Raw genomic sequence first — 17,324 nt, 5'->3', positions numbered from 1 at the left:
AAAAGCGTGCAAGCTGCACCACGGCCCGGTCCGACACGCGGGTCCAGGTGCTCCGATGGTGTGAGCCGTCCTACGTTGTGGGGAGGGCCCGGGGCGCGTCGGGGCTCCTGGCGCGCGTGGAGGCGTCAGCTTGCTGCTGTCCGCGGCGGAGGGGATGAGGGCCGGGGGGTGCGCGGCGGCGGCGCGGCCGCTCGCCGTGCGGTGTGTCGGGAGCAAGGCTGAGGGGCGGAGCCAGCTGTCCCCTGTCCTCAGGGCTGTGGTGGGGGGGGACAGGGGGCAGCGGGTCGAGAGGTGGGGCTCACGGTCACGTGAGCATGGCCCTGCGGTCGTTCGGCATCAGCGCTCGGGCAGCTCGGCGCAGACCGCGAAGGTGGTCAGCGCCACCGTCTGCCCCTTCTTGCCGTAGCCGTTCTCGAACACGGCGGTCGATGTCCAGCCCGGGCGGCCTTGGTCGGCGGCGTCGAACGGCGAGTTCTCAACCACCCTGCTGGTCGCCTGGGCTCCGCCGGAGATCGAGAATCCACCGCTGATCACGACTTCACCCGCGTTGCAGAGCGCCTTGACGTTGACGAACGTGCTTGTCGGCCCTGCCTCGCGCGTCACGGAGACCACGTGGATCTTGGCGATTCCGGGTGACCCCATGGGTCCCTGCGCGCCGCTCTCGCCCCTGGGTCCGGCCGGCCCCTGGAGGCCCCGTGCGCCGTCGGCGCCCTTGACGCCCTGGGGACCGATGGTGCCTGCGGGGCCCTGGGGGCCGCGCTCGCCCTTGGGACCCTGGAGGCCCTGAGGGCCCATCTCGCCCTTGGGTCCGACCGGCCCGGCCGGCCCCTGAGGACCGCGCGCGCCGTCGACGCCCTTGAGCCCCTGAGTACCGCGCGCGCCGTCGACGCCCTTGAGCCCCTGGGGACCGATGGCACCCGTGAGCCCCTGAGAACCGCGCGCGCCGTCGGCGCCCTTGAGCCCCTGGGGACCGATGGCACCCGTGAGCCCCTGAGGACCGCGCGCGCCGTCGGCGCCCTTGAGGCCCTGGGGACCGATGGCACCCGTGAGCCCCTGAGGACCGCGCGCGCCGTCGGCGCCCTTGAGGCCCTGGGGACCGATGGCACCCGTGAGCCCCTGAGGACCGCGCTCGCCCTTGAGGCCCTGGGGACCGACCTCGCCCTTGGGCCCCTGGAGGCCCTGAGGGCCCATCTCGCCCTTGGGTCCGACCGGCCCGGCCGGCCCCTGAGGACCGCGCGCGCCGTCGGAGCCCTTGAGGCCCTGGGGACCGATGGCACCCGTGAGCCCCTGAGGACCGCGCTCGCCCTTGAGGCCCTGGGGACCGATGGCACCCGTGAGCCCCTGAGGACCGCGCTCGCCCTTGAGGCCCTGGGAACCGACCTCGCCCTTGGGCCCGTGGAGGCCCTGAGGGCCCATCTCGCCCTTGGGTCCGACCGGCCCGACCGGCCCGACCGGCCCCTGAGGACCGCGCTCGCCGCGCTCGCCCTTGAGGCCCTGGGAACCGACCTCGCCCTTGGGCCCGTGGAGGCCCTGAGCGCCCATCTCGCCCTTGGGTCCAGCCGGCCCCTGAGGACCGCGCGCGCCGTCGGAGCCCTTGAGGCCCTGGGGACCGATCTCGCCCTTGGGCCCCTGGAGCCCCTGGAGCCCCCTTGCGCCGTCAGCGCCCTTGAGGCCCTGGGGGCCGATGGCACCCACGAGTCCCTGCGGCCCACGCGCGCCACTGACCCCCTGAGGGCCCATCTCGCCCTTGGGTCCCATGGGCCCCTGAGGACCGCGCGCACCATCGGTGCCCTTGAAGCCCTGAGGGCCCATCTCGCCCTTGGGTCCCACGGACCCCTGAGGACCGCGCGCGCCGTCGACGCCCTTGAGGCCCTGGGGACCGATCTCGCCCTTGAGCCCCTGGAGGCCGTGCTTGCCGTCAATGCCCTTGAGGCCCTGAGGGCCGACGAGCCCCGCCTGCCCCTGCGCGCCCGGCTCGCCGCGCTCGCCCTTGGGCCCCTGAGAGCCCGCCGGCCCCTGAGGACCGCGCTCGCCCTTGGGCCCCGCCGGCCCCTGAGGACCGCGCGCGCCGTCGACGCCCTTGAGGCCCTGAGGGCCCATCTCGCCCTTGGACCCCTGGAGGCCGTGCTTGCCGTCAATGCCCTTGAGGCCCTGAGGGCCGACGAACCCCGCCTGCCCCTGCGCGCCCGGCTCGCCGCGCTCACCCTTGGGCCCCTGAGGACCGCGCTCACCCTTGGGCCCCACGGGCCCCTGAGGCCCCTGAGGACCGCGCTCTCCCTTGAAGGCCTGCTGACCCACGAATCCTTTGGTCTGCTCTGCCTCCTCGGCCCAGCCCACGCCTGCGCTGACCATCACGCCCGCAAGCCCGGCGACGATTCCAGCAGAGACCGCACTCGTTCGATACTTTTGCATGTGAGTCCGCCTTTCTATCGATTTCGAGCTTCGGTGCGCTCGATTCCCGCAGACAGTCGTGTTCAGATGAGGTGGAGCCCACAGGCGAGCGAATCGGACGAAGGGCGACTCCGAGGCGGATCTCCGCCCTTGCCCAGCCCCGACTTCTCGACGAAAGTCCCACCAATTACCGGCACGAAAAGCCAGGGCGATGCGTCGATACGACACCTGACGGGTCACGCCACGACGCGGGCGCAGCCAGATGCTGCCAGCGTTCGAAGGCTCCAGTCGCCAACCCGCTGTGTCTGGAGCGATCCTAAGTTAATGGGGGCGGTTCACCAAGCCCCCAGCTGAGGGGTTGACAACCACGGCTCCTGCCGGCGCGCGTCCGCGGAGCGCCAATTGGCCGCCGCGACGCCCGCGAAGCCCGGGCGCTCTGCGGGGTTCGAACGAAGGCCGAGCACGGCGAACGCCTGGAAAAGCAGCAGCTCGCGCCCGCGAGCGCGCGACGGCGCCAGGAGAGCATCACCGCGAAAATGAGGAGATGGTTTCAGCGCTCCGGAGGCATGTCGGGCGAATCGAGTCGCCGCCGGAACACCCAGCGTTTCATCTGGAACGCGGAGAGTGACTTGCGCGGAGCGCCGGCTAGGCGCCGGCGGCGAGCGCTTCGGCGAAATTCCGCGAGAGCCTCCTCGCCGCCTGCTCATCCGGCATCCCGGCGTGGACCACGAGCGCCCGATCGACGTCGCGCCGCGCCTCGTCCTCGAGCGCGGCGAGCGCCCCGCGCCGCGCCTCCTCGACGCGCCGCCGCTCGGCGGCCGAGAGCCGCGGCCGCACCCAGACGTCGATCGCCCACGAGAGCTTCGCGTGCCGCGCCTCGTCGCGCGCGATGCGCGTCATCACGCGCCGGACCAGCGGATCCTGCGCGACGCGCCCCTGCCACATGCCGACCAGCGCGCCGTACGTCTCCCTCACGCACCCCTCCGTCGCATTGTCGATCGCGAGCTCCTCCAGCGATCGGACCGGCCTCGGCTCCACCCGCGGCGGCTGCCAGCGGCCGCCGTAACGCGCCGCGAGGCGCCGCATCACCCGCGCGTGCCGCACCTCGTCGCGCCCGGCGATGCGCGCCCGCTCCACGAGCGGCCGCGGCGCCCCGTGATGGACGAGCTCGCGCCCGAGCACCTCGAAGGCCCGGACGCTCGCCGCCTCGAGCTGCGCCACGTTGGCGAAATACGCCCCGACCTGCGTCGCGCCCCGGCCCGCGGTCCGCAGCAGCCCCGCCGGCCTCCGGCCGACGCAGGCGCCCGACTCCGACTCGATCACCTCGGATTCCAGCTCCTGCACATCGCCGCCCGCGTCGACCCCGAGCACATAGAGCGTGCGCTCGATCGGATCACAGGTCTCCGTGTACCTCGTCGCGAGCACCTCGTACGCGTCCCCGGCGGGCCGGACGCCGCCCTCGTCAGGCTTGCTGCAGCGGACGGTGTAGTCCGCCAGCGACGCGGCGAGCACCGCGTCCGCGGGCGTGTTCACAGGGCCGAGCCACGCCATCACCCCGTCCCGCGTATCGAGGACGGTCACCTCGTCGCCCGTGTTGACGATCAGGACGTGCTCCGGGCAGAAATCCGTGCAATCTCCGAGGCGGAACCCCTTGCTGGACGTGGCCGCCGCGATCTTCTCCTCGCACGCCGGCCTGTCCGCCGCCCCGGAGCACTTCTCCCCCACGGACTCGAGCGTGCTCTTCGTCGGGCCCCCCTGGCCCGTGGACATCCGTAGCTCGACGTAGTCGGCAGGAGCCCCGGGCTCGACCCCCGCCAGGTACGGGGTGCGGCCGTCGGCCGCGCAAGGGAGGGTCTCGAAGCCGCTTGTGTCGATCCCGCACCCGCCGACGAGGGGCGCGAGCGAGAGCGACAGGACACGACGCAGGATCTTGTCGATGGTGTTGGGAGAGGCCATATGCGTCCGCACGAAACAAGTTCTGTGCCGCCGCGAACGGCGCGTGCAGCTCGTGCTTTGCGCGGACGGTGAGCGTCCCCTGCCTGACATCGTCGTCGCACCGGGCGCCCGGGGAGCGCCCGACGAGGGCGGCCGCCGTCGAGCGCGGGCCCCGCGCCGGCCGCACAAGGCACCCAGAGCGACCGTGGGCCGCACTGTGTCAGGGCCCGATCCGGGGCGACGCTCCCGCCCGGTCGACGCCGCGGGTGCATCGCCGTGGCGAACCCGGTAGAATCGCAGGATGGTCGCCCTCGACAGGAACGAACCTGACGACTACCCCGCTGTCCTCTCGACGGAACGCCTGAGCCTCCGCCCCCACCGGCCCTTCGACCTCCCGTTCATGATGGAGATGAGCGCCGATCCCGAGGTGCTCCGCTACACGGGGGATCCCGCGTTCGCCAGCGAGGAGGAGGCGCGCGCGGTGATCGCGCGGCTCGCGCACCAGTTCGAGGCATTCCGCATGGGCCGGTTCGTCGTCTCGGACCGGAAGACGGGGGAGAAGCTCGGCTGGTGCGGGCTGAAGTGGCACGAGGACGACGAGCTCGCGGATCTCGGATACCGCTTCCTCCGGAAGCACTGGGGCCGAGGCTACGCCACGGAGTCGGCCGCGGCGTGCGTCCGGTATGCGTTCGAGGAGCTCGGGCTCCCGCGCCTCGTCGCGCATGCGATGCTCGAGAACGCCGCGTCGGTCAGGGTGCTCGAGAAGCTCGGGTTCCGCCGGACGGGGCCAGGCGTGTGCAAAGGGTTCGCGGCGGAAGAGTTCGTGCTCCCGAGGCCGGCGCCGCCTCGGCCGGCGAGCGACGTGGCTCACTCGGGCAGCAGGTAGTCGAACGGCTTCCCCTCGTTGCCTGCCCAGTCCGTGGCGCGCACGCAGAACCGGGCCGGCAGGTCGCGGGGGTCGAGGAAGATGGGAAACCGCCGGTACCTGAGCCACTCGGCGGCCGGATCATCGCAGTCGGTCGTGTCCTGGGGGCCGAAGCGGTACTCGAAGTCCGCGAGCTCCGGCAGGGAGAAGATCGGCTCGACGCGCATGCCCTCCGTCGCGTCTCCGCCGCGCGAGAGCTCGGGACGGCGCGAGGGTGGGGTCGTGTCGATCGTGGTGAGGACGACCGTGGGGAGCGAGAGCGGCTGCCACGCGGCGTCGGGCGTGGCCGTCGGGCCGGCGAGCACGCAGAGCAGGTGGACCCCCTCGGCCTCGGGCAGCGAAAGGGCCGACAGCTCCTGGGAATCGAGCTTGATCGGGGCTGAATAGCCCTCTTGCCGGCGGCAGTCGACCTCGCCGGCGCGCCCCAGCTTGTAGCGGAAGAACCCGAGCGCGTCCCGCGCGCCGAGCGTCACATCCCAGGTGTTCGTCGCGCCGGTCACCGGATCGCTCGGTCGCTCGCGGGGAGTGGGATAGGCCAGCACGTCGAGCGCCCGGCCGGCGTCGAGCGCGCAGCCCTCGCGATCCAGCGCGAAGCGACCGTCGTCCCCGAAGCAGGCGCTCACGCCGGTCACGTCGACGGCGTAGCTCGCGCCCCCGGACGACACCCCGGGCGGCGCGTCGAGCTCGCAAGGCCTGCCGAGGAAGCAGTCGCCGTCGGGCGGGCTCCCCAGGGTCGTGGTGTTGACGATCGCATAGGCCCGCTGCGCGTCGTCCAGCACCGGCGAGCCCGAGCTGCCGTTCGCGATGTCGGCGCAGCGGTTCCGGTGCGCGCCGAACCAGTGCCAGCGGAACTCGACGATATCGAAGGTGCCCTCCTCGCTGCAGCGGGCGCGCCGCAGGAACTCCACCTCGAGCTGCGGCGCGCCGACCACCGACACGCGCGCCCCCGGAGGCGGCGCCGAGGGCGCGAGGCCGAGCGCGACGACGCCGCGCGCCGCGAGCGCGCCGATCGTCGTGTCGAGCTCGACCACGGCGAGGTCGGTGCCCTTCATCGTCGCATAGCGGATCGTCTTCGCCGAGACCGCCACCTGCGCGTCCTCGGTGTCGCCGAAGTAGTTGAAGATCATCCGCAGCTCCGGGGTCGCCTCGGTGTCCACGAACACCGCGTTGGCCGCGGCCTCCAGGGCCCAGTCGTGGGTGCAGTGGGCGTTGGTCAGCACGTGCGCCGGCGCCTCGGGGCGCCCCGCAGGGTCGACGAGAAAGGCCGTGCAGGCGCCGGAGCCGAGCCCGCCGCTCAGCCGTCCCACCGCCCTGAGAGGAGCGCTGGCCTGGTCCCGCCCCGAGAGGAGCTCGGATTCCCCGTCTCCCGGCTCGCTCCCGCCCGAGCCGCCAGCGCCGGCCTCTCCGCCCGCGCCGGCCTGTCCGCCCGCGCCGGCCCCTCCGCCAGCGCCGGCCTCTCCGCCAGCGCCGGCCTCTCCTCCCGCGCCGGCCTCTCCGCCAGCGCCGCCCCCACTTGCCCCCGAGCCGCCGCCGCCCTGTCCGCCTGGGTCGCCGGGGGGCGACGACGGCGCGCAGGACGAGGAGACGACGCAGGCGCAGGAGAGCAGCCCTGCGATCATCAACGAGAGAGAACGCGACATCATCGAACGAGCTCCTTGAGGGCGGGACGCCGTAGCTTACCTGCCGCCTCGGCAGCCCGCCCGGCGCGATCCTGCTCGAGCGCCCCGAGCCCCTCCTTGACACGCGGCCGAGGTCGCTTCATAAGTTGGTTGTACGACCAACCAATAAACCGGTGCGCCAGCGGGCGCAGGAGCGGCAGGATGCCTCGCCCGTCCAACACCGCCGAACGTCGAGCCCAGATCGCGCGCGCTCTCTTGAAGGTCATGGCGGAGCGCGGCTATGAGGGGGCGTCCATCGGGGCCATCGCGGCGGCGGCTCACCTCGCGCCGGGGCTCGTCCACTACCACTTCGAGAGCAAGCGAGAGATCCTGCTCGCCGCCGTCGCGCTGCTCGCGCAGGAGTATGCCGACCGGATCGAGCGGCGGCTCGCTCCCGCGGCGGGCGATCCGGAGGCCGAGCTCCGCGCGTTCATCGACGCGCACCTGCGGGTGGGCGAGGGGGCCGACCCGCAGGCGCTCGCGTGCTGGATCTGCGTGAGCGGCGAGGCGCTCCGGGACGCCGAGGTGCAAAAGGCGTTCGCGGGAGCGCTCGAGAGCGCGGTCAAGAAGCTCGCCGCGATCGCGCGGCGCGGCGCGCGGGAGCGGGTGTTCTCCTGCGCGCGCGGCGACGTGGACGCCGCGGCAGCGGCCATCGTGGCCACCATCCAGGGGTATTTCGTGCTCGCGGCCACGGCGCGCGATCTCATCCCCCCGGGCTCGGCCGCCGGCGCGACGTGGGCGATGGCGTCGGGGCTCTTCGGCCTCTCGTCGGCCACCCGGAAGGCGAGCCGCTGATGCGCTTTCCCCACCTGTCCTTGCGACGGCTCGGGCTCTTGACGTCGCTCTACATGTGCCAGGGTCTCCCGTTCGGGTTCTTCACCCAGGCGCTCCCCGTCCTCCTGCGCAAGCAGGGGATCTCGCTGGAGGGCATCGGCCTCGCCTCGCTGCTCGCGCTCCCGTGGGCGCTCAAGTTCCTCTGGGCGCCGCTCGTCGATCGTTTCTTCTTTCCCCGGCTCGGGCGCCGCCGCTCGTGGATCCTCCCCCTGCAAGGGCTCATGATCATGGTGCTCGGGCTCGTCTCGCTGCGGGAGCCGGGGGAGGGGCTCTCCTCTGTCCTCGTGGCGGTGCTGATCGTCAATCTGCTCTCGGCGACCCAGGACATCGCCACGGACGGCCTGGCGGTGGACATGCTGGAGCCGGGCGAGCGGGGCTGGGCCAACGGCATCCAGGTGGCCGGTTATCGGGCCGGGATGATCGTGGGCGGAGGGGTGCTGCTCGTCTTCTTCGAGCGGCTGGGCTGGAGGCTCACCTTCGCCATCATGGCGCTGCTCATCGCGCTCCTGAGCGTCCCCACGCTGCTCGCCCGCGAGGCGGGGGGCGGGCGCGAGGGGGCGCGATCCCCCTCGTCCGTTGCCGCCATTGCCGCCTCGTTCTGGAAGCGCCCTCATGCCCGGCGGGTGCTCGCGCTCATCGTCGTGTACAAGCTCGGCGACGCCTTTGCGGTCGGCATGCTCCGGCCGTTCCTGTCCGATCTCGGCCTCTCCCTCGCGGAGCTCGGCTGGCTGCTCGGGACGGTGGGCTTCGTGGCGGGGCTGCTCGGCGCGCTGACCGGTGGGGCGCTTGTGCTGCGGCTCGGGCGGCGATCGTCGCTCGTCGGCTTCGCGGTCCTCCAGGCGGCGAGCGTGCTCGGGTACGCGTACGTCGCCCGCGCAGATGCAGGGGTGCCGCTGCTGACGGCGCTCTGCGCGTTCGAGCACTTCGCCGGAGGGATGGCCACGGCGGCGCTGTTCACGTGCATGATGGACTGGACCGATCGGGAGAGCGCCGCCACGGACTACACAGTTCAGGCCAGCGCGGTGGTGATCGCCACGGGGGTCGCCTCGGCCGCGAGCGGGTTCTCCGCGGGGCGCCTCGGCTATCCGTTGCACTTCAGCCTGGCGGCCGCTCTGGCGGCGCTCTCGCCGGTCCTCGCGCACCTGCTGTTTCCGGGCGCGCGCCTCCCTGCGAAGCTCGCGCTGGACGAGGCCTCGTTGTCCGGGCGCTCGCCGGGCCGGCACCCGGGAGAGCCGTCAACCGGCGTTTGACCTCCGCGGGGACGGCGCCCGCGGCCCGGTGGCGCCTGAAATAGGTGAGGCCCGGGACTGTGGCCTAGCCCCGGGCCTCGGTTTGCCGCCATCTGCGCACACCCACACGTTTAAGGTCAGAGGTCAGTCCTCACACCGTCGTGCTCTGCCATTGAACTACCGGCCATTGTGATCTGCGCGCCGGGGCGGGAACGCCCCGGCGCCGCGCGAGGAGAGGCATCGCCTCACCGCGGCGCGGGCTGGCCAGGCTGGAATTGAACCAGCATCCGACGATTTTAGCCTCTTCCCGTTCGATTGGGTGATCGGCGGCGAATGCTCGAGCCTGGAGTGAGAGCTTGAGACCATTGATCGGGCCAGCGCTGCCTCTACCGAGTTGGGCTACCCCGCCGTGAAGGCGACCATGAAATGGCGGGGGCAGGGCTCGAACCTGCACTGGGGCGCCGAGCCCATCAAGCTGAGCTTGAGCTTCAACTTGCACTCCGCCGCCACGATATCGCCGCGGCGGCCGCCGCGCAAGCGCCGCCCGGGCAGGGGAGCGGGCGCGCGTCAGGCGCCGAAGATGAACCCGAGGACGGCGGCCCCGACCTTCTGCTCGTCGGCCGCCTGGTTGTTCGCCTCCTCGCGGGCGAACTTGACCGCCTTCTGCAGCTTCTCCACCCGATCGAGCAGCTCGTTGATGCGCCGCGCCGGCAGCGCGCCCGAGAACTTCACCGTCTTCCAGTAACCGACCACGACATCCTCGTGATAGACCTCCACCTGCGCGGGGTGCTTGTCCGTCGCCTCGGCCTTGACGTGGTTGCGCGGGATCTTCTTGGTCCGCGCGGTCTGCACCGGCTCGGTCGCCCAGGAGTCCGCGGAGGGATCGAACGTCCAGCTCTCGGACGCGTCGAGCACCGGCAGCTTCTTGATGAAGGTGTGCAGGTCGACGAGCTGCTTCTCCAGGAAGAGCAGGTAGGTGACCGGCGCCCCCGTGAGCAGCACCTTGCCGTCGACCACCACGTCCGCGCGCGCCTTGCAGTTGGCGTAGTCCTTTGTGGCCGTGACGTCGAAGAGCTCGCCCAGGATGTCGACCGTGCTCCGGATGATGTCCTCGGCCTTCGCCTGCACCCTCGTCGCCTCGGGCGGGAGCTGCTCCCCCTCCTCGTCCTTCGACCTGTAGGTGCGCGCGATCCCGGAGAGCAGCGCCGGCTTCTGCAGCGCGTGGTGCGCCTCGGTGAGGCGCTGGTGGGAGCGGGCCTTGACGCCCTTCTCGATGGCGATGATCTGGTTCAAGCGAGGCATGGCGGTCTCCTGGAGGGGGCTACCCTATCAGAGGAGCAGAGCGCCCGTCAGCGCCATCGCGCCGCGCGCGCCCTGCTACAGTGCGGCCATCGTGCACGCCACCACGAAGCTGATGCTCATCCGGCACGGGGAGACCGACGACAACCGCGCGCAGGTCTTCCAGGGACAGGCGGGGCGCGGGCTCAACGCGCGCGGGCGCGAACAGGCCGCGCGGCTCGCCGAGCGGCTCGCCGGCGCGCGGATCCGGCTCTCGGCGGTCTACTGCTCCGACCTCGAGCGCGCCGAGGAGACGGCGGAGCGCGTGGCCTCGGCGCTGGGCCTCGAGGCCGTCGCGGACCCAGCGCTGCGGGAGGTGAGCCTCGGCGCCTGGCAGGGGCTCGGCCGCGCCGACGTGCAGGCGCGCTTCCCCGAGGAGTGGGCGGCATGGCGGCGCGGCGTCGATGTCCGGCGCGGGGGCGGCGAGACGTACGCGGAGCTCGGCGATCGCATGATGCGCGCGCTCGACCGGATCGCGGAGCGGCACGCGGGCGAGGCGGTCGCGCTGGTGTCCCACGGCGCGGCCATCAAGACGGCTGTCGGGCGGATACTCCAGATGGACGCCGGCGGGCTGAAGGCGCTGCAGGTGCTGGCGAACACGGGCATTTCCCTGATCGAGCACGACCCGAGCAGCGGCCACCGCGTCGTCGTCTGGAACGACGCCGCTCACCTCGGCGACGCGCTGGCCGAGGCGCTCTCCGCGCCGCCGGCGTGAGGCGCGATGCGGTTGGTCAGCCGTCCGACCCCGGACGGCCAGACGTCCGGTACGGGTCAATCGCTCCGAGCGATCCCCGCCGGACGCCCTACGCCGACGGGAGCACGGCGCTCCGGCTGTCCGTGTCCGTCTCGGTCTCGGCCGCATCCAGAGGGAGCTCGACGATGAAGGTGGCGCCGGCGCCCGGCGCGCTCTCGACGCGGATGGTGCCGCCGTGCGAGGTGACGATCCAGCGGACGATGTAGAGCCCGAGGCCGAGACCGCCGAAGTTGCGGACCGACACCGCGCGCTCGAAGCGCTCGAAGATCCTGGCTTGATCGGCCTCCGCGATGCCCATTCCGTGGTCCCGGACCACGAGCGTCGCGCGCTCGGACTGCGCGCGCACGACGACATGAATGGGGCCGCCGGCGCCGTACTTCATCGCGTTGGACAGGAGGTTGATGAGGACCTGCTCCACGCGAGACGGATCCCAGCGTCCGACCACGGGCTCGTCCAGCTCGAGCTGGACGCCGCAGCGGGCGTCGGCGAGCTGCTGGCGCATGCGCTCGACGACCTCGCGCGTCAGGGCCGCCAGATCGACCGGCGCGCGCACGAGCGTCAGCCGCCCGGCGCTGAGCCGGGTCACGTCGAGCAGCTCGTTGACGAGGTGGGCGAGCCGGGCGATCTGGCGATTGAGGACCTGGAGCGCGGCGTCGATCCGCTCCGGGGCGATCTCGGCCCGCTGGTAGCGACGCAGCAGCCGCTCGATGAGGTGCGACTGCATCTTCAGCGAGGTCAGCGGGGTCTTGAGCTCGTGCGAGGCGACGAGGAGGAACTCGTCGCGCCGCTCGATGGCCTTCTGCGCCTCGGCGAACAGGCGGGCGTTGTCGAGCGCGAGCGCCGCGCGACTCCCCAGCTCCTCGGCCAGCCACAGGTCGGCCGGACCGTAATGGCGCCAGGGCGCGGTGGCCAGCAAGGTCATGACCCCGAAGCACCTGTCGCGCGCGAGGAGCGGGACCCGGAGGAACGCGTGAATGCCGAGCTGCCGCAGGAGCGGCGCGGCGCCAACGTCGCCCACCTCGGGCCGGACCGGCGACGCGGCGGCCAGGGGCCGCAGCGCGTCCTTCACGGCGTCGACCAGCTCGTCGGGCACGCCCGCAGTGGCCGTGTGTCCCGGGGCGTCGTGATCGAGGCGCACATCGACGACGCACTGGTCGGCCAGCTCGGGCACCGCGAGCTGCGCCACGCTCTCGAGGGTCGCGCCGTAGCCGAGGGCCATCAGCCTGCGACCCGCCTCGGCCAGGAAGCGCTCGGCCTGCTCGGCCCGCTTGCGCTCGGTGATGTCCGTGGAGATGCCGCAGAGCACGCCGGGCGTGACCTCCTCGCCGAGCGGGAACTTGACCGACAGGAAGGTGTGCAGCCCGTCCTCCAGCAGCACCTCCTCCTCGCACTCCAGCGGCACGCCCGCATCGAGCACGTGCCGGTCGTTGTCCTGGAGGGTCTCGACGGTCGTTCCAGGAAAGAGCTCGGCGTCGACCTTTCCCAGGAGCTCGTGGCTCGGCAGGCCCACGACCTTGCCCGCCTGCAGATTGGCGAGCACATACTGGCCCTCACGGTTCTTCAGGTAGATGGCCGCGGCCGAGTTGTCGACGATGGCCTGGAGGGTCGCCTGGTTGGCCTTCAGCGCCTGTTCGGCCCGCCGGCGCTCGGCGTTCTCCTGCTCGACCTGGGAATAGAGCATGGCGTTCTCCAGCGAGATGGCCGACTGCGAGGCGAGCAGCTCGAGCACGCTCAGCCGCGCCGGGGTGAACGCCCCGGCGACGAGCTTGTTCTCCAGGTAGAGCAGGCCGAGCAGACGGGCCTGCCGCACGATCGGGAGGCACAGCACCGATCTCGGCTTCTTCTGGGTGAAATACGCGTCCTCCGAGAACGGGTGTCCGGCGGCGTCGTCGAGCAGCACGCGCTCGTGGCTCCGGCGAACGTAGTTGAGGACGGACCGCGGCAGCGCCGCCGCCGCCGCCTCGCCCGCGTCGAGCAGCCGCGTCGCGCCCCCGGAGGCCTCGAGCGCCGCCGCGGTCGACAGGCGCTCTTCCCGGACCAGCAGCACATAACCCTCGCCGGCGCCCGCGTGCTCGACCACGATGCGCAGCAGCGTCTCGAGCAGGCGCGGGAGCTTGAGCTCGCCGGAGATGCTCTGCGCGGCCTTGACGACCGACAGGACATCGAATTGCTCGGCCCGCACGGCGAAGGTGGCCGTGGGGGCGATCGGCTTGCGCTCGATGAGATCGGGGTAGCGCTGGTCGAGCTGCTCCACCTTGGCGTGGGCGCCCCAGCGGAAGTAGCCGGCGCGGGCCTTTCGCAGGTAGGCGCCTTCGGGCGTGGACAGGCCGCGCGCGCGGTAGAAGCCCGCGGCGAGCTCGCAGGCGATGGCCTCGTGCTGAACGAAGCCGCCCTCCCGCGCCGATGCGATGGCGTGCTCGTAGAGCCGCATGGCCTCCGGCTCCTGCCCCAGGAGACGGGCGATCTCGGCGCGGACGAGGGAGTGCTTGTGAAGGAAGTTCGGGGGGCAGCTCTCCGCCCACTCGCCGAGCTGCCGCGCGCACTCGAGGAGCCCTTCGGGCGGCTGTGCCTCGCCGCAGACGGCGGCGAGCGCGAGCGCGTGATAGTAGACGGTCTCGGCGACGAGCGCGTGCGTGTCGTTCTTCCCGTCGTAATCGAGGACCACACGGGACGACGCGGCGAGCGCCTCGCCCGGAGCGCCGAGGACGAACAGCGCCTGCGCCTTCAGGCTGTAGTACAGGCTGTGAGCGCTGCGCGAGTCCCCTGGAGAGAACCACTCCTCGAAGGACGCCTGATCCAGCTCGGAGCCGTCCAGCATCGAGAAATGGACCGGCCGCCCGCGCAGCGTCTGGATGAGGTACCGGACGCCGAGGAGGACGCCATGAACGAACGCATAACCGGCCTTGCGCACGAAGCCGAGGCGGTCCTCGGTCTGGTGGAGGACGTCCTCCAGCGGCTCACCGCAGAGCAGCGGGAACGTCGGCGCCCAGATGCAGTTGTAACAGGCGTTGTTCCAGTCGCCGCATTCCACCGCGGCGTTGAAGCCGGCGCGCGTATACGGATACGTCTCTCTGTAGTGGCGCATCCAGAAGACGATCTGCTGTCCGAACAGCGTGAACACCGGGGACTTTATGGCGAGGACGGGGCTCCTGTCCGCCAGGTCGCAGGCGAGCTTGCCGAACAGATAAGCCTCCTTGTATCGCCCGAACCGCGGGGCGAGCACCCGCGCGAAGGCGGCGTACGCGTGGGCGGAGCTCTCCGCATTGCCGTGGCGGAGGCTGAGCTTGACCATGCGCACCACGAGCAGATAGTGCAGGTCCGGGTCCACGAAGAACGCAGGGACGGCCACGCCCGCGAGGACCCCCATCGTGATCTTGATCTCCGGGTGCGTCATGGCGGGCAGATGGATCAGGTCCTCGATGGACCGATCGCCCAGGATCTGCCAGACGCTCTCGGTCTCCTCTTCGGCCTGCGCGTCGGTGACAGGGAGCGGTACATCGATGTCCCAGGTGCGGAGGCACGAGAGCCCGAGCTCCACGGCGCGGGCGACCTGTCCGCGGGTGAGGTTCAGCGCGACGGCGAGCTCGACGACAGCGGCCCTCTCGACCCTGGTCCTCGCGCGAGCCATGAGCTCTTCCAGGAGCCGCTCGGCTTCTTCGAAGCTGCCGATGACGTACGCGGCGTGCGCGCGCTCCAGGCTCAGGTCGTGGGCGAGCTCGTACTGCGTCTCCCAGCGCTCCTCGGAGAGGAGGGCCATGCCCGCGGCGAAGAGGGCGGCGGCGGTCTCGTGGGCCGCCGCGGCCTTGGCCCTCCTGCCGGCGCGGAGGTTCAGCGCGGCGAGCTCGACCCGCTCCGCCGGAGATCGGAGGAGCGCGGCGCCGCGGTTGAGGTGGCCCACGATATCGAAGATCGTCTCCTCGCGCTCCGCCGCGCTCCGCCCCTTCAACAGCAGCCGGCCGATGCAGAGGTGCACCTCGGCGAGCTGCGCCGCCGGGATGAGCGCCTGGGCGGCCTGCTGCACCCGGTCGTGGAGGAACCGGTACGCGCCATTGCGGCGGAGGAGCAGCCCCTCCTGCACGGCCTCCGCGAGCGCCTCGCCGAGCTCCGTCGCCGGGCGCTTCGCGACCACCGCGAGGGTGTCGAGGTCCATGCTGCTGCCGAGGCACGCGGCGAGCTTGAGCGCGTCCTGCGCCGGGGCGGAGAGCCGCTTCAGCTTGCCCACCATCAGCTCGACGACGTTGTCGCTGAAGCCCTTGTCGCGGATCGCGGCGATGTCCCAGCGAAAGGCGCCCGCCTCCGCGTCGAAGGCGAGGAGCCCCTCCTGGTGCAGCTCCATCAGGAACTGGATCGTGAAGAAGGGGTTGCCGCCGGTCTTCTCGTAGACCAGCCGCGAGAGCGGCTCGACCTGCTCGGCCAAGGCGTGGACCGCGCCGGCGACGAGCGCGCCGACGTCGGACGGAGAGAGCGGCGCGAGGACGATGTCGGTGACGAGGGCGCCGCGCTTCCGCGCGTCGGCCAGCGTGAGCGACAGCGGGTGCGCGGGGCCGACCTCGTTGTCCCGGTAGGCGCCGATCAGCAGGAGGTGCTCGGCCTCGGCGTACGTGACGAGCTGCTCGAGCAGCTGGAGGCTCGCGGCGTCGGCCCACTGGAGGTCGTCGATGAAGAGCACCATCGGGTGCTCCTTCTGGACGCACGCGGCGACGAAGCGCTGGAGCGTCGCGTGGAACCGGTGCCGGGCCTCGACCGCAGGGAGCTCGGGTACCGGCGGCTGCGGGCCGAGGAGCAGCTCGAGCTCGGGGAGCACGCCGGTGAGCAGCCCGCCGCTCGCGTTGAGGGCCTCCCGCAGGCGCTGCCGCCAGCGCTCGAGCTCCTCCTCGCTCACGCACAGGAGCTCCTGCACGAGCCCGCGAAACGCCTGGAGGAAGGCGTGGTAGGGGATGTCCCGCTTGAGCTGCTCGAACTTGCCGGAGAGAAAGAAGCCGCGCTCGCGCACGACCGGCCTGTGCAGCTCGGCCACGAGCGACGACTTGCCGACGCCCGAGTAGCCCGACACGAGCACGAGCTCGGGCAGGCCCTGCACCACGACGCGCTCGAAGACGGCGAGCAGCGCCTCGACCTCGCGCTCGCGGCCGTAGAGCCGCTGCGGGATCTGGAACCGGTCCGAGACGTCGCGCTGCCCGAGCGGAAAGGCCCCGATGGCGCCGCGCGACCGGAGCTCGGCGAAGCAACGGTCGAGGTCGTGCCGGAGGCCGAGCGCGCTCTGATAACGCTCCTCGGCGGCCTTGGCCAGCAGCTTGAGCACGACCGCCGACAGCTGCGGGGGAATCGAGGGGACGATCGCGTGAGGCGAGGGCGGCGTCAGGGCGATGTGGCAATAGACCCACTCCACGGGGTCGCTCGCCTGGAAGGGCAGGGTGCCAGTCAGCATCTCGTAGAAGGTGACGCCGAGGGAGTACAGGTCGGTCCGCTCGTCGATGGAGCGGTTCATCCGGCCTGTCTGCTCCGGCGCCATGTACGCCAGCGTGCCCGCGATGAGCCCGTCGTGGGCGAGGTCCTCCGGCGCGCGGGGCGAGGGGCAGGCGATCCCGAGATCGGTGATCTTCACCTCCCCGGTGTCGGGGTTGTAGAGCAGGTTCTGTGGCTTGATGTCCTTGTGGATGACGTGGTGCCGATGCAGCTCGGCGAGCGCGTCGGAGAGGCGCAAAGCGAGGGGGAAGAAGCGCTCGAGCGGCGTCGGCCCGTCGAGGAGCTTGTCGAGCGAGCGGCCGCCGAAGTCCTCCAGGACCAGGGCCACCTGGTCGCCGAACGCCTCGAGCGCGTGCACCTTGACGATGACGGGCACGTCGAGCCCGCTGGCCACCTCGTGCTCGTGGCGCAGCCGGCCGAGGGCCTGAGGGCTGGCGTGGTCGCGCCGCAGGACCTTGAGCACGACCGGTAGTCCGTCTTCCTTGCGCCGCGCTCGGTACAGGATCGTGTCTGCCCCGGTGTGCAGGACCTCCAGCACGAGGTAGCGTGAACTCTGGGGCATAGGAAGATCATCGAAAGCCGGAACGGCCTCCGAGGCGCCGGCGCGGATCATGATGTTGCCAAAAGCGCCGCGCTTCGCCATGGACAAATCGCGGCGCCCTGTCGCGCCCGCTCCCCTGCGGCGCCCCGGGTCGTGCCAGGTGTTCGTGGAAGCGGCGTCAGCGCAGTCGCGGGATCCGTTCACGGCGGAGGAGCCCGTGCGCGCGCGATAGGCGCGATCGTGCGGGCCGCGA

General features: G+C 71.9%; 9 protein-coding genes. 4 read left to right on the top strand and 5 right to left on the bottom strand.

The genetic code is table 11. The features are described from left to right. Window positions 1-336 precede the first annotated feature (336 nt). Window positions 337-2,412: a collagen-like protein gene (locus WME75_RS28890; RefSeq protein ID WP_437477672.1), complete on the bottom strand. Its 2,076-nt coding sequence runs from the start codon at window positions 2,410-2,412 to the stop codon at window positions 337-339. Window positions 2,413-3,036: 624 nt separating this feature from the next. Then, window positions 3,037-4,347 (bottom strand): ferritin-like domain-containing protein, encoded by a 1,311-nt coding sequence (locus WME75_RS28885; RefSeq protein WP_437477669.1) that lies wholly within the window; start codon window positions 4,345-4,347, stop codon window positions 3,037-3,039. Window positions 4,348-4,627: 280 nt separating this feature from the next. On the opposite strand from WME75_RS28885, the gene WME75_RS28880 reads away from it, so the two are divergent. Continuing rightward, window positions 4,628-5,212 carry a GNAT family N-acetyltransferase gene (locus WME75_RS28880; RefSeq protein ID WP_437477666.1) on the top strand — a complete coding sequence of 195 codons (585 nt, stop codon included), beginning with the start codon at window positions 4,628-4,630 and terminating at the stop codon, window positions 5,210-5,212. Here WME75_RS28880 and WME75_RS28875 read toward each other — a convergent pair. Beyond that, window positions 5,194-6,894: a trypsin-like serine peptidase gene (locus WME75_RS28875; RefSeq protein WP_437477663.1), complete on the bottom strand. Its 1,701-nt coding sequence runs from the start codon at window positions 6,892-6,894 to the stop codon at window positions 5,194-5,196. The two genes, WME75_RS28880 and WME75_RS28875, sit on opposite strands and share 19 nt — an antisense overlap. A 177-nt stretch (window positions 6,895-7,071) precedes the next feature. Between WME75_RS28875 and WME75_RS28870 the strand changes: the two genes are divergently transcribed. Both WME75_RS28870 and WME75_RS28865 read left to right on the top strand, forming a co-directional pair. Continuing rightward, on the top strand, window positions 7,072-7,704 hold the full coding sequence (locus tag WME75_RS28870) for a TetR/AcrR family transcriptional regulator (RefSeq protein ID WP_437477660.1): 633 nt from the start codon (window positions 7,072-7,074) through the stop codon (window positions 7,702-7,704). After that, window positions 7,704-8,993, top strand: coding sequence for an MFS transporter (locus WME75_RS28865; RefSeq protein ID WP_437477658.1), 1,290 nt, complete (start codon window positions 7,704-7,706; stop codon window positions 8,991-8,993). The genes WME75_RS28870 and WME75_RS28865 overlap by 1 nt, the downstream gene beginning before the upstream one ends. A 546-nt stretch (window positions 8,994-9,539) precedes the next feature. Here the strand turns inward: WME75_RS28865 and WME75_RS28860 are convergent. After that, a complete protein-coding gene (locus tag WME75_RS28860; RefSeq protein WP_437477656.1) occupies window positions 9,540-10,274 on the bottom strand; it encodes a DUF7873 family protein in 735 nt (244 codons plus the stop codon). Between the two features lie 91 nt (window positions 10,275-10,365). On the opposite strand from WME75_RS28860, the gene WME75_RS28855 reads away from it, so the two are divergent. Further along, window positions 10,366-11,025, top strand: a complete 660-nt coding sequence (locus WME75_RS28855; RefSeq protein WP_437477653.1) for a histidine phosphatase family protein — start codon at window positions 10,366-10,368, stop codon at window positions 11,023-11,025. Between the two features lie 88 nt (window positions 11,026-11,113). Here the strand turns inward: WME75_RS28855 and WME75_RS28850 are convergent, their stop codons facing one another. Then, on the bottom strand, window positions 11,114-17,092 hold the full coding sequence (locus tag WME75_RS28850; protein ID WP_437477650.1) for an AAA family ATPase: 5,979 nt from the start codon (window positions 17,090-17,092) through the stop codon (window positions 11,114-11,116). Window positions 17,093-17,324 lie beyond the last annotated feature (232 nt).

Origin of the sequence: Sorangium sp. So ce1014, assembly GCF_051521505.1 — a bacterium.
Taxonomy (GTDB): Bacteria; Myxococcota_A; Polyangia; order Polyangiales; family Polyangiaceae; genus Sorangium.
This window is presented reverse-complemented; position numbering and strand designations above follow the sequence as displayed.

Coding starts and splice junctions, on each gene's coding strand:
- WME75_RS28890 (WP_437477672.1), bottom strand. CDS start 2,412: ATGCAAAAGTATCGAACGAGTGCGGTCTCTGCTGGAATCGTCGCCGGG.
- WME75_RS28885 (WP_437477669.1), bottom strand. CDS start 4,347: ATGGCCTCTCCCAACACCATCGACAAGATCCTGCGTCGTGTCCTGTCG.
- WME75_RS28880 (WP_437477666.1), top strand. CDS start 4,628: ATGGTCGCCCTCGACAGGAACGAACCTGACGACTACCCCGCTGTCCTC.
- WME75_RS28875 (WP_437477663.1), bottom strand. CDS start 6,894: ATGATGTCGCGTTCTCTCTCGTTGATGATCGCAGGGCTGCTCTCCTGC.
- WME75_RS28870 (WP_437477660.1), top strand. CDS start 7,072: ATGCCTCGCCCGTCCAACACCGCCGAACGTCGAGCCCAGATCGCGCGC.
- WME75_RS28865 (WP_437477658.1), top strand. CDS start 7,704: ATGCGCTTTCCCCACCTGTCCTTGCGACGGCTCGGGCTCTTGACGTCG.
- WME75_RS28860 (WP_437477656.1), bottom strand. CDS start 10,274: ATGCCTCGCTTGAACCAGATCATCGCCATCGAGAAGGGCGTCAAGGCC.
- WME75_RS28850 (WP_437477650.1), bottom strand. CDS start 17,092: ATGCCCCAGAGTTCACGCTACCTCGTGCTGGAGGTCCTGCACACCGGG.